This window comes from Pantoea sp. DY-17, assembly GCF_019795975.1.
Classification (GTDB): domain Bacteria; phylum Pseudomonadota; class Gammaproteobacteria; order Enterobacterales; family Enterobacteriaceae; genus Pantoea; species Pantoea leporis.
In genome coordinates this window covers 748,427-767,902 of sequence record NZ_JAIMIG010000002.1, presented here as the reverse complement: position 1 = coordinate 767,902, position 19,476 = coordinate 748,427, and the positions used below count along the sequence as shown (strand labels likewise).

Annotated in this window: 13 protein-coding genes; 7 read left to right on the top strand and 6 right to left on the bottom strand. The window is 58.3% G+C overall.

What is annotated here, in order from left to right:
• Positions 1 to 96: 96 nt before the first annotated feature.
• The 4 genes from K5Y33_RS13885 to K5Y33_RS13870 all read right to left on the bottom strand — a co-directional run bounded on the left by K5Y33_RS13885 (position 97) and on the right by K5Y33_RS13870 (position 4,047).
• The gene (locus K5Y33_RS13885; protein WP_036650080.1) at positions 97 to 870 is read right to left on the bottom strand and encodes an FCD domain-containing protein; all 774 of its coding nucleotides are present in this window, start codon (positions 868 to 870) and stop codon (positions 97 to 99) included.
• Positions 871 to 948: 78 nt separating this feature from the next.
• Positions 949 to 1,266: a PTS sugar transporter subunit IIB gene (locus tag K5Y33_RS13880; protein WP_008110135.1), complete on the bottom strand. Its 318-nt coding sequence runs from the start codon at positions 1,264 to 1,266 to the stop codon at positions 949 to 951.
• 9 nt (positions 1,267 to 1,275) lie between these two features.
• Positions 1,276 to 2,703 (bottom strand): glycoside hydrolase family 1 protein, encoded by a 1,428-nt coding sequence (locus tag K5Y33_RS13875; protein ID WP_222234280.1) that lies wholly within the window; start codon positions 2,701 to 2,703, stop codon positions 1,276 to 1,278.
• 9 nt (positions 2,704 to 2,712) lie between these two features.
• On the bottom strand, positions 2,713 to 4,047 hold the full coding sequence (locus tag K5Y33_RS13870; protein WP_222234279.1) for a PTS sugar transporter subunit IIC: 1,335 nt from the start codon (positions 4,045 to 4,047) through the stop codon (positions 2,713 to 2,715).
• A 168-nt stretch (positions 4,048 to 4,215) separates the two neighbouring features.
• On the opposite strand from K5Y33_RS13870, the gene K5Y33_RS13865 reads away from it, so the two are divergent.
• From K5Y33_RS13865 to K5Y33_RS13850, 4 genes are all read left to right on the top strand, one after another.
• Positions 4,216 to 4,527, top strand: coding sequence for a PTS lactose/cellobiose transporter subunit IIA (locus K5Y33_RS13865; RefSeq protein WP_192234604.1), 312 nt, complete (start codon positions 4,216 to 4,218; stop codon positions 4,525 to 4,527).
• A 214-nt stretch (positions 4,528 to 4,741) separates the two neighbouring features.
• Positions 4,742 to 5,053, top strand: a complete 312-nt coding sequence (locus tag K5Y33_RS13860) for a DUF1778 domain-containing protein (protein ID WP_110866736.1) — start codon at positions 4,742 to 4,744, stop codon at positions 5,051 to 5,053.
• On the top strand, positions 5,034 to 5,570 hold the full coding sequence (locus tag K5Y33_RS13855; RefSeq protein ID WP_222234278.1) for a GNAT family N-acetyltransferase: 537 nt from the start codon (positions 5,034 to 5,036) through the stop codon (positions 5,568 to 5,570). Before K5Y33_RS13860 ends, K5Y33_RS13855 begins: the two co-directional genes overlap by 20 nt.
• A gap of 25 nt (positions 5,571 to 5,595) precedes the next feature.
• Positions 5,596 to 6,225 carry a LysE family translocator gene (locus tag K5Y33_RS13850; protein WP_222234277.1) on the top strand — a complete coding sequence of 210 codons (630 nt, stop codon included), beginning with the start codon at positions 5,596 to 5,598 and terminating at the stop codon, positions 6,223 to 6,225.
• Between the two features lie 69 nt (positions 6,226 to 6,294).
• On the opposite strand, the gene K5Y33_RS13845 is transcribed toward K5Y33_RS13850, so the two are convergent.
• Both K5Y33_RS13845 and K5Y33_RS13840 read right to left on the bottom strand, forming a co-directional pair.
• Positions 6,295 to 6,780: a hypothetical protein gene (locus tag K5Y33_RS13845; protein WP_222234276.1), complete on the bottom strand. Its 486-nt coding sequence runs from the start codon at positions 6,778 to 6,780 to the stop codon at positions 6,295 to 6,297.
• Between the two features lie 173 nt (positions 6,781 to 6,953).
• Positions 6,954 to 9,140 carry a TonB-dependent siderophore receptor gene (locus K5Y33_RS13840; RefSeq protein ID WP_222234275.1) on the bottom strand — a complete coding sequence of 729 codons (2,187 nt, stop codon included), beginning with the start codon at positions 9,138 to 9,140 and terminating at the stop codon, positions 6,954 to 6,956.
• 278 nt (positions 9,141 to 9,418) lie between these two features.
• Here K5Y33_RS13840 and fes point away from each other — a divergent pair, with 278 nt between their 5' ends.
• Genes fes through K5Y33_RS13825 form a run of 3 tightly spaced genes read left to right on the top strand, consistent with a single transcriptional unit; the run spans position 9,419 to position 19,446 of the window.
• Positions 9,419 to 10,777 carry an enterochelin esterase gene (fes, locus tag K5Y33_RS13835; RefSeq protein ID WP_222234274.1) on the top strand — a complete coding sequence of 453 codons (1,359 nt, stop codon included), beginning with the start codon at positions 9,419 to 9,421 and terminating at the stop codon, positions 10,775 to 10,777.
• Positions 10,770 to 10,991: an MbtH family protein gene (locus K5Y33_RS13830; RefSeq protein WP_176973441.1), complete on the top strand. Its 222-nt coding sequence runs from the start codon at positions 10,770 to 10,772 to the stop codon at positions 10,989 to 10,991. The genes fes and K5Y33_RS13830 overlap by 8 nt, the downstream gene beginning before the upstream one ends.
• A 52-nt stretch (positions 10,992 to 11,043) precedes the next feature.
• A complete protein-coding gene (locus tag K5Y33_RS13825) occupies positions 11,044 to 19,446 on the top strand; it encodes a non-ribosomal peptide synthetase (protein ID WP_222234273.1) in 8,403 nt (2,800 codons plus the stop codon).
• The last annotated feature ends 30 nt before the right edge of the window (positions 19,447 to 19,476 follow it).

Genomic DNA, 19,476 nt, shown 5'->3' with positions numbered 1-19,476 from the left:
GTCACTTAAGCATTAAAATGCATAGGTATGCAGGTGCGCATGAATGCGCACCCTACGACAGCGGGTCCCGGGGTCACTCCATGAATGGCGACCTCATTACATCAACTTACCCTGGAAAATCGGCACCGATTCGAACAGATAGCCATCAAAATCAGGCGCATCGGCATCTGATAACTCCAGCAATGTGTTCTTGACGTTTTCCAGGTGCTGCCACATCGCCTGCCAGGATCCCATCACATCACGGCGGCGCAGCGCGGCCAGAATGGTTTGATGATCGCCCAGCCACTTCAGGCGATAGGCGCGGGTTTCATACTGCGGTCGCAGCTGCTGCCAGAGCGGGCTGGCTTCGTGATGACGCCAGACGCTGGTCACCGTATCGAGCAGCATCTGATTTTGCGTCGCGCCTGCCAGTAGCAGATGAAATAACTTGTCGTTATCCTGGCTGCTGTCGTTGAGTGCGATGGCGCGCTGCTCTTGCTCCAGCGTGCGGCGCAGGTTTTCAATATCGGCTTTGGTGGCCATTTTGGCGGCGAAGGCCGCGATGTTGCTCTCCAGCAGCTGACGCGCCTGCAACATCTCGAACGGGCCGACATCGCTGCGGAAAAAGGCCTCTTCCGCATCCTCGCTTTCCGAAGGAATGCGCATCACGTAAACGCCAGAACTTTGACGAATATCCACCGTGCCTTCCAGCTCCAGCATCAGCAACGCTTCACGCACAATGGTGCGGCTCACGCCCCAGGTTTCGGCCAACTGGCGCTCTGGCGGCAGTCGTGATCCAACCGGATAATGACCATCAAGGATTTGCTGACGCAGATGCTGACCAATTTCCTGATACTGCTTTTTCTCTTGTGGCGCTTCGGCTTTTTCCACGCTCTCACCCTTTTGCATCATGGTGCATTCGGCCCGGCCGCGTCCTGTGCGAGCCGGAGCCTGACTGCTATCTGGGCGCTAGTGTACCAAAGCCAGTGCCTGATCGAGTACCTTTGCACCATTCAACGTGCCGTAAGCCACGGTATCGATCACCGCAATCGGCAGCTGATAGCTGTCGGTCAGCTTTTTATTCTCCTCCAGCTTAAAGCGCACCTGCGGTCCCAGCAGCACCACCACCACGTCCTGGCCGTAGTTTTGTAACTCTTCACGCAGGTTCTGTTCCGGAATGGCGTAGATCTGGTACTCAAGACCGCGTGCTACCGCCTCTTTCTCAATGCGGGTGACTAACATCGAAGTCGACATGCCTGCCGCGCAGGCCAGAATAATGCGTTTCATTGGTGGTCCTTATTTGGCTTCATCGTCAATGTTGAGGGTCAATTGCTGGGTGTCACGCAACTGACGGAACCAGTGCGCGGATTTCTTCATCCGCCGCTGCCGCTGGTTGTCGAGGTCGATCTCGATCAGTCCGTAGCGGTTTTTGAAGGCGTTCATTGGTGAAACGTTGTCGGTGAACGCCCACAGCATGTAGCCCTGACAGTTGCTGCCCGCTTCACGCGCACGCACCGCCTGGTAGAGATGTTCAGCAATAAAGTTGATGCGGTAGTCGTCCTGAATTTCTCCCTGCGCATCCTTAAACTGCGCTTCATTCTCGATGCCCATGCCGCTCTCGGCTACGAACCACGGCAAATTGCCGTACTCCTGTTTCATGCGCTGCGCCATGTCGAAAACGATGCGTGGCTGAATCTCCCAGCCGCGCGAACTGTTCATGCGGCGGCCCGGCAGCTCAAAATGCTCGTAGTAAAAAGCGGGATGGAATGGCGTCTCCGCATGCCAGGCGCGTGATGGCGCTTTAACACGATGCGGATAGTAAAGATTCAGCCCCACTTCATCGACGGTGTTGGCGGCGATGATCGCCAGCTCTTCCGCGGTGACATCCCACTGCACCTCATGTTTATCCAGCAGTTGCAGCAGTTCCGCTGGATAGACGCCTTTGATCGCCGGATCGAGAAACACCCGGTTGTAAAACAGATCGTAGATTTTTGCGGCTTTAACATCGTGCGCCGCCGACGAGCGCGGATAGGTCACTTCCGGATTGAGAATGGTGCCCACCGTACCCGTATAACCTTGCTGGCGGAACAGCTTGACCACCTTCGCCGTGGCGAGATTTTTATGGTGATTCCACTGCATCCACTTATGGGTGTTCTGTTCATACGGCCAGCGCAGTGCATCAAGATAGACGCGCGTCTGCACCACAATCGGCTCATTGAAAACAAACCAGCGCGTCACTTTTCCGGCGTAGCGGGCAAACACCTTCTCGGCATAGCGAGTAAAAAGCTCAACCACATGTTTTGATTGCCAGCCGCCGTACTCTTCCAGCAACTGCAGCGGCAGTTCGTAATGTTCGAGGCACAACATCAGTTCAATGCCCTGTCGCTGCATCTCATCAATCAACTGGTCGTAATAGGCCGCGTACTCCTCATCAACCACCGCGTTTTCATAATCGGTGAGAAAACGCGACCAGTTGATCGAGGTGCGATAGTGCGTCAGCCCCGCAGCTTTCATCAGCGCCACGTCTTCGCGGAAGCGGTTGATAAAATCCGTTGCTACCGCCGGCCCAAAGCCGTTATGCCAGACGTGGCGATCCTGCTGATACCAGGCATCCAGATACGAATCCTGGCCGGCTTTTTTGCCGCTCCAGCCTTCGGTTTGCCAGGCCGATGCCGCCGCGCCGAGAATAAAACCCTGTGGCAGCGCAATAGTGTGCTTACTCATAGATTCTCCTTAATTTTGTGCCAGTTCGGCCTGCAGATTTTTCGCTTCCGCCGCTTCAGCGCGACGCGCAGCCACTTTGACAAAAGGCAGATATATCAACACCGAAACTACGATGCAGATGATTTGCGTCACCACCGCGCCCATCGAACCGGCGGTAGAAAGCCACGCATTGATGATCGGCGGCGTAGTCCAGGGAACCATCACCACCGCTTTACCGGCAAAGCCCATCACCGTGGCGAAATAGCCAATCGAACCGGTTACCAGCGGGGTGATGATGAAGGGAATGGCAAGAATGGGGTTAAGCATGATCGGCATACCAAAAATCACCGGCTCATTGATGTTGAATAAGCCAGGTCCAAACGACAGTTTGGCGATTTCACGCATCTCTTTGCGTTTGGTGGCAATCATCACGGCGGTTAACAGTCCGATAGTCAGACCGGAACCGCCGATGCTCATGTAAACATCCCAGAATGGCATGGTGATGATGTTTGGCGCTTCCTTACCCTGCTCGAAGGCGTTCATGTTGACCAGAATCGCCCCCAGCAGCAGCGGCTCACGAATCGGTTTCACCATCTGGTTGCCATGAATACCAATCACCCAGAACAGCTGGGCAACAAACATCAGCAACAGAATGCCCCACAAGCTCTGCACCACCGATTCCAGCGGCTGCTGCACCACTTTGTACACCGCGTCGTACAGGTACATGCCGCTGATCTGATGGAAGATGAAGCCAAAGGTGGCAACCAGCGTAACGGTGATGATCGACGGAATCAGCGCGGAAAATGACGCGGCAACGTTCGGCGGCACGGTATCCGGCATTTTGATTTTTAGCCGTTCAACCTGCTCCAGCCGGCAGTAAATCTCCACCGACAGAATGGCGATGAACATGCCGAGGAACAGACTTTTGGTATCGGAGAACTGTTTCGCCAGCACATCGGTTACCACATGCATCTGGCCATCCACCAGCATTTGCAGCGTGGTGGGCGTCACCGAGATGAAGCAGATGATCGCCAGCAGGCCGGGAAACAGCGTTTTAATGCCGTTAATGCGGCCCAGTTCGATACCAATCAGAAACACCGCGCCGATATTCAGAAAGCTCAGCGTGGCGTAGTTAATGCTGCTGGTGATCGGTTTCAGATCGGCGAGAAACGACAGCGCAGAGAAACTGGCGAGGCCATTTTTCGGGTCCAGCACCATGTTGGAAATCAGCACCGAAAACGCGCCGACGATGATCACCGGCATCAGCGTAATAAACGAGGCTTTGATCGCCATGATGTAGCGGTAGCTGTTGAAGCGCGTGGCAAAGCTACCCAGTGAATCGATAAGACGTTCCTGTAGAGACATTGGTCAACCCTCAGCGGTTTTAGGTGTTATGCATCAGCTTGATGGTTCGTGGCATACCAAAATGGCGATATTCGCCGTTAATTTCTGTGATCATGCTCGCGGAACTCTCTTTTGGTATTCCGGTAGCATCGTTATTACCAATTTGGCATACCAATAAGTGAGGCGGATATGGATTTTGAACAAACGATGATGGAGTTGCTGATTAATGCCGGTGAAGCGCGATCGCAAGCCATGATGGCGATCCAGCAAGCGCGTAAAGCTGACTGGCAAGGGGCGGACGAGGCTTTAGCGGCATCCGACGAGGCCGCTAAAGCCGCGCATAAAATCCAGACCGCATTGATTGGCGCCGATGAAGGCAGCGGTAAAGTACCGGTCACGCTGATTTTGGTGCATGCGCAGGATCATCTGATGACGGCGATGCTGTGCCGCGATTTGGCGGGCGAGTTGGTGCTATTGCGGAAGGAGTTGCACGGGAAGTAAGGGTGCAGCACGGTAAATTTAACCGACATCAAATGCTATACGGCTATTAACCGTACGCGTTGACTTATCAAAGCGATAAGGTTTACATTATCCGCATACGGTTATTAGCCGTACCAAGCTAACTGAAATGAAAGACTTCACTCACACTGCAACGCTGCATAAGTTTAAGGACTGACGTCAACAGGAGGCGTTTTTACTCAACGAGGCTCTCGCTATGCCAAAAGTATCCGCACTTTCCACCGATACGCGCGCCGTTAAAGATGCACGCGTAGAGTTAAAAACCAGTTCGAATCTCAAAGAAGTCTTAAAGGAAGCAGCAACCGCTGCAGGATTAGATTTGAGTGCCTTTATCTTAAATGCGGCGCTTGAGCGTGCAGAAACCGTTTTGGATAATCAGCGACGTCGCCAGCTTTCAGAAGAGAGTTGGCAGCAAGTGAATCAGCTCATGTCTGAACCTGCAGCTCCGACGCTGGCGTTACAAGCGTTGATGCGAAGGAAAAGAGCAGATGGAAAATTCACGGAATAACAGCGCTGACGTTATGGTGTGCGCTTATCAGGCTGATATCACCTATCCCGGTAATAAGCACTTCGATTGCGGCAACGCAATTATCAACACCTTTGTGCGCAACTCGCTTAAAAAAAGCGTAAAAGAGGGAAATTGTGCTGCCAAGGCGTTAATTGACGCTAATACCGGCGAACTGCTGGGAATCTGTACCTTCAGCGCCTACTCCCTGTTAAAACAAAAGCTCACAGGCGTGGTGTCCGGTTCAATGCCAGCCGAAGTCGGCGTGGTGCGCCTGGTTATGCTGGGAGTCGCCGTCAAAGAACAAAACAAGGGTTATGGACAGGATTTGTTAGGCGAATTCTTCGAACACGTCAAAATAATCCATGACGCATTACCTGTAAAAGGCGTTTATCTTGACGCTGAACCCAAAGCCGTGAATTTTTACACCCGCCTGGGATTTGTGGCATTGCATGAGCCGCCCAATGTATTTGGCGCAATCCCGATGTTTCTGGCGATTCAGCACATACTCGCGGCGTAATCCATCATGATTAACCGAGGAATCTATGGCGCTGTCACATGAACTGATTCTGATCTACACCACCTATTTCGTCGCGACCGCCAGTCCCGGCCCGAGCAATATGGCGATTATGGGTACGGCGATGAAACAGGGACGCGGCGCGGCGCTGGCATTAGCGAGCGGCGTGATTGGCGGTTCAATGATGTGGGCGCTGCTGGCGGGTTGCGGGGTTCTCACCGTGCTGGCCACCTTTGCGCAACTGCTGGTTGTGCTAAAGATTGGCGGCGGATTGTATCTGCTGTGGCTGGCGTTTAAGGCGGGGAAATCGGCGCTGCGTCGGCCAGATGCCAGTGAATTCGCACCGGTCAGCGAAAAAGCGCGCTTCGGCAGAATGTTTCGTCAGGGCATTTTGATGCACGTCGGCAATCCTAAAGCGATTTTGACGTGGGCGGCGATCATGTCGGTGGCGTTAAAACCGGGTGCGGCGGCATCAACCTTGCCGATGATTATTGCAGGCTGCGCGGCAATTTGTGTGCTGGTGTTTGGCGGTTACGCGCTGCTGTTTTCCACCGCGGTGATGGCGGCTTTCTATCGCCGCATCCGTCGTGGGCTGGATGCGCTGCTGGCTTGCTGCTTCACAGTTGCGGGATTGAAACTGGTGTTTAGCCGGAGTTGATGTGGGGAGGTCGCCATCAATGGCGACCTGAAAAAACCATATCGGTGCGCATTTATGCGCACCCATACATCAGGAATTATTCGGCGGCGTGGCGTCGGTTTCACTGAACGCGGGCTTCTGGCGCGTTACAGAATAGACCACGTTTTTCGGGCTGTTCGGATCGGTGGTGACATCCACGGACGCGATGGTCACTTTGCCAAAACCAAACAGCGTCTGCACGTAACCACCAATCTGGTGTTTACCTGGCGCAACACGAATTTCTCGTTTTTCACCCTTCTTCAGCAGCCCCGCATCCTGACCATCTACCGTCACATAGACAGAAGAACCGTCATCGGTACGCGTCACCAGATGCGAAACGTTAATCACCGTTGGGCCGGTCTCGAATGGAGAAGGCGAATCATTATTGTCGATTGGCGCGCCGGTTGCAGGCTGAGCGGCGGACGTGTCCGCAGTCGCAGTGCTGTCATGAGATGTACCAGTAACGGCGGCAAGGCGGGCGCAGCCGGTGAGCATGATTGTTGCCATCAAAGTGGCTAAAGTGAAGCGCGATAACATCGTGACGAAAAACCCCTGCTAAATGAGAAGCGCGTATTTTAACGTGACTTGCAGAGTGATGACAGTCACACAAATACAGTATTTTCCGAAAACCGCTTAATAAATACCTGGCTGAAAAGCGCGTCGCACGGAATGCGAAACGAAACGGCGGCCACGCAGGCCGCCGGAGGGAATTACCAGCTGTAGCTGACCGAAGCCACAATGGTGCGACCGCTGCCGTAGAAGCAGGCACTTTCGTTACTGCATGACGCCACGTAGTGCTTATCCGCGATGTTGTTGACGTTCAGCTGCAGCGTGGTGCCACGCAGCGAGTTCGCCGCTTCGCCCAGCTCATACTTGGCCATCGCATCATACAAGGTGTAATGCGGTACTTTGTCGACGCCAATTTCATCCGCTGGCGCGGTGCCGGTATAACGTACGCCGCTGCCCAGCGTTAAGCCGCTCAGCACGCCATCAAGGAAGGTATAGCTGCCCCACGCCGACGCCGCATGACGCGGAATGCTCGACGGTGAATGGCCGATGCGCTGCGTGATGCTGCTCTCTTTGGTCACCGCATCGGTGTAGGTATAGGCCGCTAACAGTTTGATCTCTGGCGTGATCTGCGCATGCGCTTCGGTTTCGATGCCTTTCGAACGCACTTTACCAATCTGCTCGTTGTAGCCGGTCACGCTGTTATAAGCGGTGATGTTTTTCTGCGTGATATCAAACGCTGACACGGTAAACACCGCATCCCAACCTACCGGCTGATACTTCACGCCCACTTCGGTCTGTTCGCCGGTGGTCGGTTTGAACGGATCGGTGCCTGGCGCGCCGCTGTTGAGGTTTGGCTCGAACGAGGTGCTGTAGCTGACGTACGGTGAAATGCCGTTATCGAAGGCATACAGCAGACCCGCGCGGCCAGTGAACTTGTTGTCATTCTGCTGGGTTTGGCTGTCGTCGGTGCGATCCTGCGTGCGCACTTCGCTCCAGTCGTGACGTCCGGAGAGCAGCAGGTTCCACTGATTCCACTCCAGCTGATCCTGCAGATAAACACCCACCTGATCGAGCTTCTTGCGCGTGCTGGTAGTGAGCGTCAAATCGCTCTCGTTGATGCTGATCCGTGTCGGATTCGCCCAGTCGAGGATGTACTGATCGCCGCTGTCGCGCCATAGTTTGTTATCGACGTCGCTCCACTTGTAATCCAGCCCGCCGAGCACGGTGTGCGCGATGTTGCCGGTTTCAAAGGTGGCTTTCAGCTGGTTATCAAGACCCAACTCTTTCGACTTGATCTTGTCATGCTGCGGACGACGATTGATGGAGTGATCGTTATCGGCATCAAAGGTATACACCAGATATTTGTACGATTCGTCCATGTTGCTGTAGCGCAGATTCTGCGTGAAGCTGACGTTATCGCTTAAATTGTGCTCAAAGATATAGCCGATCGAAGTCTGTTCGCGCTTGGCTTCGTTGAAGCTCGGATCGCTAACGTTGAAATCGTAAGGGATAAACCCCGCGCTGCTCTCTTTCAGCGTACCGCTAGCCGGAAGGAAGTTACGGTATCCCGCTTTCGGCTCGTTTTGATACATCGTCAGCAGCGTAAAGCTGGTGTCCGCGTTTGGCAACCAGGTTATCGCTGGCGCAATCGCCATGCGCTGCTGTTTATTGTCCTTAACGAACTCATGTTTAGTGCTGGCAATACCGTTCAGGCGGTAAAACAGCGTGTTGTCATCATTCAGCTTGCCGCCAAAATCAAACGCCGCTTCACCCAAATGCTGGTTGCCGGTGCTGAGCTGCACTTTGTGAATGCTCTGCGCGGTCGGGCGCTTGCTGGTCATGGCCACGATACCGCCCGGATTCACCTGGCCGTACAGCACAGAAGCTGGACCGTGGATCATCTCTACGCGCTCCAGCAACCAGGGATCGATCTGCCCCGCTGCGCCCGCCTGGCCGGATAAACCGTAGCTCAGGCCATCAAGGAATTTTGGCGCATAGCGGAAACCGCGCGCGATGATCTCATCATTACGGTTGGAGTTACCGCGATAGTTGGTCAACACGCCGCTGCTGTAGCTCAGCGCATCGGCGACGGAGGCCGCAGCCTGATCGTCCATCTGCTCGCGGGTAATCACCGAAATGGATTGCGGGGTTTTGCGCAGCGGCGTAGCGGTTTTGGTGCCTGCCGCGCTCTCTTTCGCCACGTAGCCCTGCAGCGGCGAAGTCACGCTTTCACGCGTGTCGGCGTTGACGGTAAGGGTCTCTTCGGCGGCCACGCTGAAGGCGGCCGGAGCCACTAACAGAATTGAGGCCAGAGAAAGGTACAGAGGATTGAATCTGAACTGCCGTGCCACAGCAGGTATTGCTGAATTTTTAGCTTTAACGGACATAGTTGCCATCTCTATTTCAAACTGCCTTGTAGATGAAATAATCCGTTCAGTCGCCCTCGCCCAACGACAAGGGCTGTAACGGATTGAAATATTAATCTCTTGCGTAATTGACGGTCCTAATCTCCCCGCGTGACGTCCTTCACAAAATAATCCACTGAAATTACGAAGGTTTATCAGGCACGAAAAATCATATTGCAAATGTAAATCGTTATCAATAGCATTTGCATTAGCTTTGATTAAGTAAAGACAGTGAACAAAATGTGGAGATGGGTTGCAGGATGTTTCTAACAAGCGCAGAAAATACGACGCAGACGTGGTTGCCCGCCGGAACAGTTGCGCAATGGTTGCAGCAGGCCGAAATAGGAAGCGAAAGCTGGTGGCAGCGGCTGTATGCGGTAGGTACGCCGCTGGTGGAGCGTGACGAAAGCGGTCAAACGACCATGCACTTCTTCTGGCGCGATCCCGAAGGACATTCCGCACGTTCTTCCACTGAACGGGTTTATATCGATATTAACGGCGTCACCGATCACCACAGCGAAGCGCCAGAAAGTCTGGTGCGCGTCGGCGACAGCAACGTCTGGCATTGGTCGACCGCCATTGAATCTGACTGGCGCGGCAGTTACAGCCTGATCCCCGCCACCGCGCAGCAGTTACCGCCGCTGTTTTGTGGCGATGATGCCGAATGCCGCGCGCTGCAGCGTAAGTGGTGGATCTCGCTGATGCCGCTAGCGATCCCCGACAAATTCAATCCCACGCCGCCGTTTCTCAGCAGTCGCCGTTTTGCGCTGAGCAACGCGCACATGCCGGATGCGCCGGATCAATCGGCCTGGCGCGCGCTGGATGCCGGCATGGCGGAAACCTGGCCGGATACGCTGCAAACCCTGCAGTGGCACAGCGCGTTGCTCAACGTCACGCGCAACGTCTGGCTTTATAGCACCGGTGCAACCGCTCAGCCGGAACAGCGTCCGCTGGCAATCCTGCTCGATGGACAAAACTGGGTGTACGGCCAACCGATTTTCAGCGCGCTGGATCAGGTCACCGCCGATGGCACACTGCCGCCTGCCTGCTGGCTATTTATCGATGTCATCGACAGCCAGCACCGCGAAGCCGAATTGCCGTGCAATGAAACTTTCTGGCAGGCGGTGCAGCAGGAACTGTTACCGCTGGCACGCCAGCACGCGGCGTTCAGCAGCGACGCCGACCGCACGCTGGTGGCCGGGCAAAGCTATGGCGGACTCGCCGCGCTCTATGCCGGTTTGCACTGGCCGCAGCGTTTTGGCCGCATTCTCACGCAATCCGGCTCCTTCTGGTGGCCGCATCTGCAATACATCCGCGACTACGCCAACCGCGAGCAGCACGCACCCGGCTTGCTACTCGAGCGGCTGCAACAGGGCGATTTACCGCCGGGCAAGCTGAAGATTTTCCAGGAAGTGGGCGATCGCGAGGCGGACATGGTGTACGTCAACCAACAGATCGCCCCGGCGCTACAGGCCGCAGGCCATGAATTACATTTTCGCCGCTTCGCCGGAGGGCACGATGCGTTGTGCTGGCGTGGCGGTTTGATCGACGGCTGCCGCTGGCTGCTGGCCGATTTTCTCTCCCCTACATCAACCTCTGAAGGTAACCACCATGTCTGAACAACAGAATCCGTTTGATAACGATGCGCTCGATTTTCTGGTGCTGCTTAACGCGCGCCAGCAATACAGCCTGTGGCCCGCTTTTGCCCCGGTTCCGGCAGGTTGGCACAACGTGGCGGGACCGCTGACGCGCAGCGCCGCCATTGAGTTTATCGAAGCAAACTGGCACGACATGCGGCCAGCGACGCAACAGACGTCGTCTACCGCGCATTAAATTTTTTTAACTTTCTCTTTTTTAAATTGTTTTTCTCGACAGGAATTGTCTCTTGGCATCGCTAAACAACTATTCTCCAGCCTATCCACTCGTCGCGGCGCAGCCCGGCATCTGGATCGCTGACAGCATTGCGCAGCAGCGCAATCAATTTACCGTGGCGCACTACAGCGTGCTGCACGGCGACATCAATCGCGCGGCGCTGGACAGCGCCATTCAGCAGGCTATGGCGGAAGCCGATACCGTGCAGGCGCGCTTCGGCCTGGATGAGCAGGGCAATCCGGCGCAGTGGTTTGGTGCACAAGCGCCGGTCGCGCCGGAATGGCATGATTTCAGCCAGCGCGGCGATGCCAGCAGCCAGGCGCACAAACTGATGCAGGCCGATCTCGCTGCCGATCTGCCCGCCGACGGCGACAAACCGCTCTATCGTCACGCGCTGATGCGCATCGGCGACGGAAGCTGGCTGTGGTATCAGCGCTATCACCATTTGCTGGTGGATGGTTTCAGCTTTGAAGCGCTGACTCAACGCGTCGCAGCGATCTACGCCGCCCTTTGCGCCGGCGAAGCGCCCTCGCCCTCGCCGTTTACCCCGTTCACCACGGTGATTGACGAGATTCAGCAGTGGCAGGATTCGCCGGCTTTTACCCGCTCCGCCAGCCACTGGCAAAGTTACGCGGCGGATTTGCCGGAAACCCTGACGCTTGCCAGTGAAAACGTCAGCGATCCCGGCGATCGCCCGATCAGCTGTCAGGTAACGCTGCCGCAACTGACCACGCTGCGTCAGCAGCATCCACTCGCCGACAGCAGCGAAGGCGATATCGTCAGCGGGCTGTTGGTGGCCTATCTGGCCCGCTTCAGTAACAGCCAACGTTTGTCAATTGGCTTCCCGTTTATGCGCCGCATGGGTTCGGCGGCGATTTCTGCCCTCGGCCCGGTGGTCAACGTGTTGCCGCTGATTTTCAGCGTCAGCGATGAGATGACCTTGCCGATGCTGGTGCAGCAGGTGCAAAGCGAAATCCGCAAAGCGCGCCGTCATCAGCGTTATGAAGCGGAACAGCTGCGCCGCGATCTCGGTCTGGTCGGCAGCAGCCAGGCGCTGTATGGCCCGGTGATTAACGTCAAGGTTTACCACGACGATCTTCAATTCGATGGCCATGCAGCCACAACGCACACGCTGGCGATGGGCCCGGTCGACGATCTCGAGTTTGAAGTTGGCTTCCGCGCTGGCGCATTGCAGCTGACGCTGGTGGCGAACCCGCGCCGCTACGAGGCACAAACGCTACAACGTCACGCCGAGCGCATCAGCCACGTGCTCACGCAATTCGCGGCGGATGCCAACACGCAAATCGGCGCGCTGTCACTGCTGGCGCCACAGGAACAGATCGATCTGCAACGCTGGTCGACCGGACCAACCATCGTGCCGCCCGCCGATACCCACACCATCGTCGATATCCTGCTGCAAGCCGCTGAGCACTACGGCGAGCAAACCGCGGTGGTGTGCGGCGATCGCAGCCTGAGCTATCGCCAGTTAGCCGATCGCGCGATGCAACTGGCGCATCTGTTGATCGCGCGCGGCCTGCAGGCTGACGATGTGGTTGCGATTGGCATTCCGCGTTCGGTGGATTCACTGGTAGCGATGTTCGGCGTGCTGGCGAGCGGCGCGGCTTATATGCCGCTCGATCTCGACTATCCGCGCGAACGCCTGGCGCTGATGTGCGATGACGCGCAGCCGAAGCTGCTGCTGACGCACTCCAGCACGCTGGCGCAAATGCCGGAGTTGCCGCATCTGCTGATTGATCAGATTGCGTTGAACACCCTTTCCACCGCACGACCAGATACCAAACTGTGCGGCGACGATCTGGCCTACATGATTTACACCTCAGGATCGACCGGCCGCCCGAAAGGCGTGATGAGCACTCATCAAGGGTTGCTCAATCTGTTCCTGTCGCACCGCGAGCATCTGTTTGGCCCGGCGATTGCGCGCTTCAGCGCCAGCAGCCCGCGCCGCATGCGCGCTGGTCACACCGCTTCCTTCTCGTTCGATTCCTCATGGGAACCGCTGTTCTGCATGCTGATGGGCTGCGAGCTGAATATCTTCGACGAAGAGCTGCGCCGCGATGCCTGGGGCCTGATTCAGCAGATGAACGCGGTGCCGGTCGATTTACTGGATATCACGCCGTCATTCTTCTCGCAGATGATCGACAGCGGCCTGCTGGAAGCCGATAACCATCGTCCCTCTTTCGTCATGATTGGCGGTGAAGCAGCCACGCCAACGCTGTGGAAGCTGATGCAGCAACAGCAGCAGATGGAGATCCACAACTATTACGGCCCGTCGGAATACACCATCGATACGCTGGGTGCCAGCGTCATGGCGTCGCCGCAGCCGGTGATTGGTCGTCCGGTGGGGAACAGCGAAGTCTATCTGCTGGATAACCAACTGCGTCAGGTGCCGATTGGCTGCGCTGGCGAGCTGTATATCGCCGGAACCGGCATCGCGCGCGGTTATCTGCGCCGTCCCGATCTCACCAGCGGACGCTTTGTGGCTAATCCCTTCCGCGACGGCGATGTGATGTACCGCAGCGGCGACCTGATGCGCTGGCGTCAGGATGGACAGCTGGCGTTTATTGGCCGTACCGATCACCAGATTAAAGTGCGCGGTTTCCGCGTCGAACTCGGTGAAGTGGAAAATGCGCTGGTGGCGCTGCCGGAAGTCAGCACCGCCGTGGTGATCGCCGAAGTAATGGGCGCCACGCATCGCCTGATTGGTTACTGCTCGGTGCAGGATGATGCGCTGCGCGCCGATGCCGATCTCAACGCCCGTTTGCTGGCGCAGCTCGCCACGCAGCTGCCGGATTACATGGTGCCTGCGGTGTTGATGGTGCTGGACGAATTGCCGCTCAACGTTAATGGCAAGATTGATCGTCAGGCGCTGCCGAAGCCGCAACAGGCGCAGCAAAGTCAAAGTCGCGCCGCCAGCACGCCGCAGGAGCAGCTGATTTGCCACGCGATTGCCAGTCTGCTAGGGCTGGAGAGCGTTGGCGCGGAAGATGATTTCTTCGCGCTCGGCGGCGACAGCATCTCAGCGATGGGGCTCAGCACCGCCGCCCGTCGCGCTGGCTATCTGTTGCGTCCACGCGAAATCTTTGCCGAACGTACCGCTGCACGCATGGCGCGGGGTTTGCAGCCGCTGGCACAACACCACACCGGCGCGCGCGTCGCGCAACAGGGCGCGATTGGCGGCTTGCCGATTCTGCACTGGTTCAACGCCCAGGCGGGCATCAATGCGCGCTTTGCTCACGGCGTGCTGCTGTCGGTGCCGCCGCAGTTGCAGCTCGTTCAGTTGGAACAACTGATCGATCAGCTGGCGCAGGCGCATCCGGCGCTCAACGCCTTTACGCGCGGCGATCAGCTGATTGTCGGCGAAGCGCTGACGACGCGCCCTGCCCGCGTGCGTGCGCTGGAGGTGCAGGACCGCGACCGCGCAGCGGAACGGGCGTTTAGCGAAGATGCTGAGGCGCTCGACCCGACTAAAGGCGCGCTGCTGCACGCCACGCTGCTGCAGCAAGATGGCGCCAGCTGTGGGCTGGTGTTAACGCTGCATCATCTGATTGTCGATGGCGTCTCGTGGCGCGTATTGCTGGAAGAACTGCAACAGGCCGGTGACGCGCTGCTCAATGACACGCCGCTGGTGATCCCCGCCGAGGAAACCTCGCTGCATGACTGGTCTGCCGCGCTGCTGGCGAACCTTGCGGCGCGCGCCAGCGAGTTACCGTTCTGGCAACAGATGCTGGCGGAACCGCTGCCGCTTGTTGGGCAACGGGCGATTCAGTCCGGCGATCGCCAACAGCATCAACGCACGCTGCTGGATGCATCAACCACGCACGCGCTGCTCAACACGTTGCCGCAGCACTATCGCGCCACCAGCGAAGAGCTGCTGCTGACCTTGTTGACCCTCGCTCTGCGCCAGCTCAACGGCAGCGCACAGCAGCGCGTCACGCTGGAATCGCATGGCCGTGCTGAACTGCATGCGCAGCAGGATCTGGCGCGCACCGTCGGCTGGCTGACGTCCGAATTCCCGCTGCTGCTGCCGTTGCCAGAAAATCCTCATGCGCCGCTCAATGAGTGCGTACGCGCGGTGAAAGCGGTGCTACGTGCGGTGCCGGATCGCGGTATTGGCTACGGGCAGCTGCGCTGGCTCGATGCACATCGCGGCGTGACGCTGGAAAAATTGGCGGCACAACACGCGCCTCAGGTGCTGTTTAACTACCTCGGGCGCTTCACACAACGCAGCGGTGATTGGACGCCACAGCGCACCGCGCAACAGTTCCGTGACACTTTCGCGGTATTGCTGGATGACGCGCTGCCGCTGCAGCACGCGCTGGAACTCAACGTCTTCGTTGAGGAGCAGCCAAATGCGGCGCAGCTGGCGCTGAACTGGAGCTGGGCGGACGGCGTGCTCAACGCCGAAGCGATTGCCGATTTACATCAGGCAATGGCGGCTGCCGCGCAGGCGCTGATCGCGCTGGCCCAACAGCAACCGCAGCACGCCGCCCACACGCTGGTGGCCGCCGAGGTGGCGTTGGAAGGCGTTGATGATGCGCTGCTGCAACAGCTGCATGCGCGCCACGGTGCGTTTAGCCATGCGCTGCCGTTGTTACCGCTGCAGAAAGGTTTGCTGTTCCACGCGCAAACCACCGCGCAGCAAGGCAGCTATAACTCGTTAACCCGCCTGACGCTGAGCGGCGATATCAGCCCCGCAGCGGTACAAACCGCGCTCGACGCGGTGTTACAGCGTCATCCGCAGCTGGCGGCGCGCTTCGACGCCGAACTCAGCCTGCAACCGCTGCAGCTGATACCGGAAGGCGAATTGCACTGGCCGCTGACGCTGCTTCAGTTGGGCGAGGAAGAGGAGATGCTGGCGTTGGAACATCAGGCGCTGGCGCAGGATCTGTTTAGCCAGCCAATCATGCTGCACGCCACGCTGATCGCCCATCGCGATGGCGCGCGCTGGACGCTACTGCTCAACGCGCATCACTTGGTGGTGGATGGCTGGTCAACGCCGGTGATCCTCAACGATCTGCTCAGCGCGCTGCGCCAGCAAACTTTACCCGCGCACAGCAGCAGCTACGCCGACATCGTGCGTCAGCTCAGCCAGCGCGACAGCCATGAAGCGCGTCAGCAGTGGCAAGCTTGCCTGAAAGACGTGCGTCCGACGCTGCTCTATCCGCAGGCCGCCGACAGTGCGGTTAACGAAAAGCGCATTACGCTGGATGCCACGCTGGAGCGGGAACTCTATGCGCTGTGCCGGGCGCGCGGCTTAACCCTGAACACCGTGATGCAGGGATTGTGGGGCTTGCTGCTGTCGGTCGCCAGCGGCCAGCAAGACGTGGTGTTTGGTGCGCCGGTTTCTGGCCGTTTTGGTCAGATTGACGGCATCGATCAGCACGTTGGCCTGTTCAGCAACACGCTGCCGGTGCGCGTGCGCTTCGATCATCAGCGTACGTTACTGGCGCAGCTCGCCGATCATCAGGCGCAGCAAATCCAGCTGATTGAGCAGGATTGCCTCGGCCTCGCCGAGATTCAGCAATGTGTCGGCGCCGGTACGCTGTTCGATACCTTGCTGGTGGTGGAGAACTATCCGGACAACCAAACGCTGCTGGATGCCAACGCCACCGTGCGCTGCGAAGCGATCCATAATCGCGGTTACACGCACTATCCGCTGACGCTGCTGGTGCTGCCGGGCGAACAGCTGACGCTGCTGATGGAGTATCGCGACTGCGTTAGCGAGCCGGAACGTCTGGCCGAGCGGCTGTTACTGCTACTGCAACAGCTGGTCAGCACGCCGGATCTGCCGCTGACGCAGTGGAAATTGCAAACGCTGGCCGAGCAATCGCTACTCGCCTGGGTGAATAACACCGGCGTGCAGCTGGAAAATGAAACCCTGCAGCAGGCGATTGCCCAGCAGGCGGCGCGCACGCCGGACGCGCTGGCGCTAATGGATGTCGATCACCGTCTGAGCTACGGCGAAATGCAGCGTCAGGCCGCGCTGCTGGCGGATCGCCTGATTGAAGCGGGCGTGATGCCAGGCGATATCGTCGCCGTGGCGCTGCCGCGCTCGGTGCGTCTCAGCATTGCGCTCACTGCCATTCTGCAGGCGGGCGCGGCCTATTTGCCGTTGGATATCGGTTATCCCGATGAACGTCTGGCTTATATGGTGGAAGATGCGCGGCCGTGGGTGCTGATCACCGAATCCGCGCTGGAAACCCGCTTTGACACGTTTGGCACGCTGATGATGTTTGATGGTTTAGCCGGTGAACACATTCAGCCGCGCCACCCTTTGCCGCAGGCGGATGCCAATCGCCCGGCTTACGTGCTTTACACCTCGGGCTCGACCGGTAAACCAAAAGGCGTGGTGGTGAATCAGCGCGCCATCGTCAATCGCCTGCGCTGGATGCAGGCCAGCTATCCGCTGCGCGCCGACGACGTGGTGTTGCAGAAGACGCCGTGCAGCTTTGATGTTTCGGTGTGGGAGTTTTTCTGGCCGCTGATGACCGGTGCGCAGCTGATGATGGCGCCGCCGGAAGCGCACCGCGATCCGCAGGCGCTGTGGCAGCTGATCGACGATTATCGCGTGACCACCCTGCACTTCGTGCCCTCGATGTTAGCGGCCTTTGTCGGCCATCTCGCCGCGCAAACCGATCAAGCTTGCCCAACGCTGCGCCGCGTATTCTGCAGCGGTGAAGCGCTGGCGTGCGACCTGGCGCGCAGCTATCAGGAGATGATCGCCGCGCCGCTGCACAATCTGTATGGCCCAACCGAAGCCGCCGTCGATGTCACCTGGCAACCCGCCAGCGGCAGCGCGCTGGAAGGCCTTAACGGGCCGGGCGTGCCGATTGGTCGTCCGGTGTGGAACACGCAGCTGCATATTCTCGATAGCCTGCTGCGACCGGTACCGGTTGGCGTGCCGGGCGATCTCTATCTCAGCGGCGTGCAGTTGGCCGATGGCTATTTGCATCGCGCCGACCTTACCTCACAGCGCTTTGTCGCCGCGCCGTTTGCCGAAGGCGAGCGTATGTATCGCACCGGCGATATCGCCAGCTGGCGCGCCGACGGCGCGGTGGAGTATCTCGGCCGCAGCGACGATCAGCTAAAAATGCGCGGACAGCGTATTGAGCCGGGTGAAATCGAACAGGCGCTAGTGGCGCTGCCGGGCGTGGCGCAGGCGGTGGTGGCGGCGCGCGCGCTGACGCAGCACGCCACGCCGGGCGTCGATAACCGTCAGCTGCTCGGCTGGCTGGTGGCCGACGCCGGCGTCGCGCTGGATATCGACGCGGTGAAGCAGCAGCTCGGCGAACGTCTGCCAGCGCATATGCAGCCGGTCAGCTATCTGCTGCTCGACCATCTGCCGCTCAGCGCCAACGGCAAGCTGGATCGTAAAGCGCTGCCGATGCCGCAGCTCAGCGCGCGCAGCGGCCGCCTGCCGCACAGCGCCAACGAGCGTTTGCTGGCGGATCTGTTCCAGCAGCTGCTTGGTTGCGACAGCGTGTTTGCCGATGACGACTTCTTCGCGCTCGGTGGTCATTCGCTGCTGGCGATGCGTCTGGCGGCGGAACTGCGTCGTCGTGAGGTGCCGCCGCTCAGCGTCGGGCAGATCATCGCCGCGCGCAGCGTGGAGAAGCTGGCGGCGCTGCTTGACGGCGGTGCCAACAGTGAAAGCGGTGGCAACGGCGAACTGCTGCCGCTGCGCGCCGGTCACGGCCCGACGCTGTTCTGCATCCATCCGGCATCCGGCTTCGCTTGGCAGTACAGCGCCCTGCTGCACTATCTCGACGGCGACTTCCCGATTGTCGGCCTGCAATCGCCGCGACCAAACGGCGTGATTGCTGCCTGTCACAGCGTGGAGGCGATGTGCGAACGTCATCTGCAGGCGATTCGCCAGCAGCAGCCGAGCGGTCCGTATTTCCTGCTCGGTTATTCACTCGGCGGCACGCTGGCGCAAGGCATTGCGGCCCGTTTGCAGGCGCAGGGTGAAACGGTGGCATTCCTCGGCCTGCTGGATACCTATCCGGCAGAAGGTCAGGACTGGCGCACGCCGGATGCCGACGAAGCGGAACAGGAGGTGGCGCGTGAGCAGGCCGAATTTATGGCCGCCACCGAGGATGAGCGCGATCCGCTACTGCGTGAAGAGAAGGCAGCGATGTTTAGCACCATCGTCGCGAACTACAAAGACGCCGTCGCACGCCTGGCTGAAGCGCGAACGCCGCGCTATGCCGGCCACGCCACGCTGTTTATGGCCGAGAAAACGCTGCCGCCTGAGATGGATGTGCGCGCCAGTTGGGCACCGTTCGTTGATGAATTGACGATCTTCCCGCTGGATTGCGAACACGCCGATATTCTTTCAGCAGATTCGTTGCAGGTGCTGGGACCGTTGATAAACCGTTTGTTAGCTCGGCGTTAATTAAGGCACATATCGTAGCGGCGCGATTCA

What these genes read in the sequence shown, in the direction of transcription:
- K5Y33_RS13880 (WP_008110135.1), bottom strand. Translation starts at nt 1,266, where the DNA reads ATGAAACGCATTATTCTGGCCTGCGCGGCAGGCATGTCGACTTCGATG.
- K5Y33_RS13875 (WP_222234280.1), bottom strand. Translation starts at nt 2,703, where the DNA reads ATGAGTAAGCACACTATTGCGCTGCCACAGGGTTTTATTCTCGGCGCG.
- K5Y33_RS13870 (WP_222234279.1), bottom strand. Translation starts at nt 4,047, where the DNA reads ATGTCTCTACAGGAACGTCTTATCGATTCACTGGGTAGCTTTGCCACG.
- K5Y33_RS13865 (WP_192234604.1), top strand. Translation starts at nt 4,216, where the DNA reads ATGGATTTTGAACAAACGATGATGGAGTTGCTGATTAATGCCGGTGAA.
- K5Y33_RS13860 (WP_110866736.1), top strand. Translation starts at nt 4,742, where the DNA reads ATGCCAAAAGTATCCGCACTTTCCACCGATACGCGCGCCGTTAAAGAT.
- K5Y33_RS13855 (WP_222234278.1), top strand. Translation starts at nt 5,034, where the DNA reads ATGGAAAATTCACGGAATAACAGCGCTGACGTTATGGTGTGCGCTTAT.
- K5Y33_RS13850 (WP_222234277.1), top strand. Translation starts at nt 5,596, where the DNA reads ATGGCGCTGTCACATGAACTGATTCTGATCTACACCACCTATTTCGTC.
- K5Y33_RS13845 (WP_222234276.1), bottom strand. Translation starts at nt 6,780, where the DNA reads ATGTTATCGCGCTTCACTTTAGCCACTTTGATGGCAACAATCATGCTC.
- K5Y33_RS13840 (WP_222234275.1), bottom strand. Translation starts at nt 9,140, where the DNA reads ATGTCCGTTAAAGCTAAAAATTCAGCAATACCTGCTGTGGCACGGCAG.
- fes (WP_222234274.1), top strand. Translation starts at nt 9,419, where the DNA reads ATGTTTCTAACAAGCGCAGAAAATACGACGCAGACGTGGTTGCCCGCC.
- K5Y33_RS13830 (WP_176973441.1), top strand. Translation starts at nt 10,770, where the DNA reads ATGTCTGAACAACAGAATCCGTTTGATAACGATGCGCTCGATTTTCTG.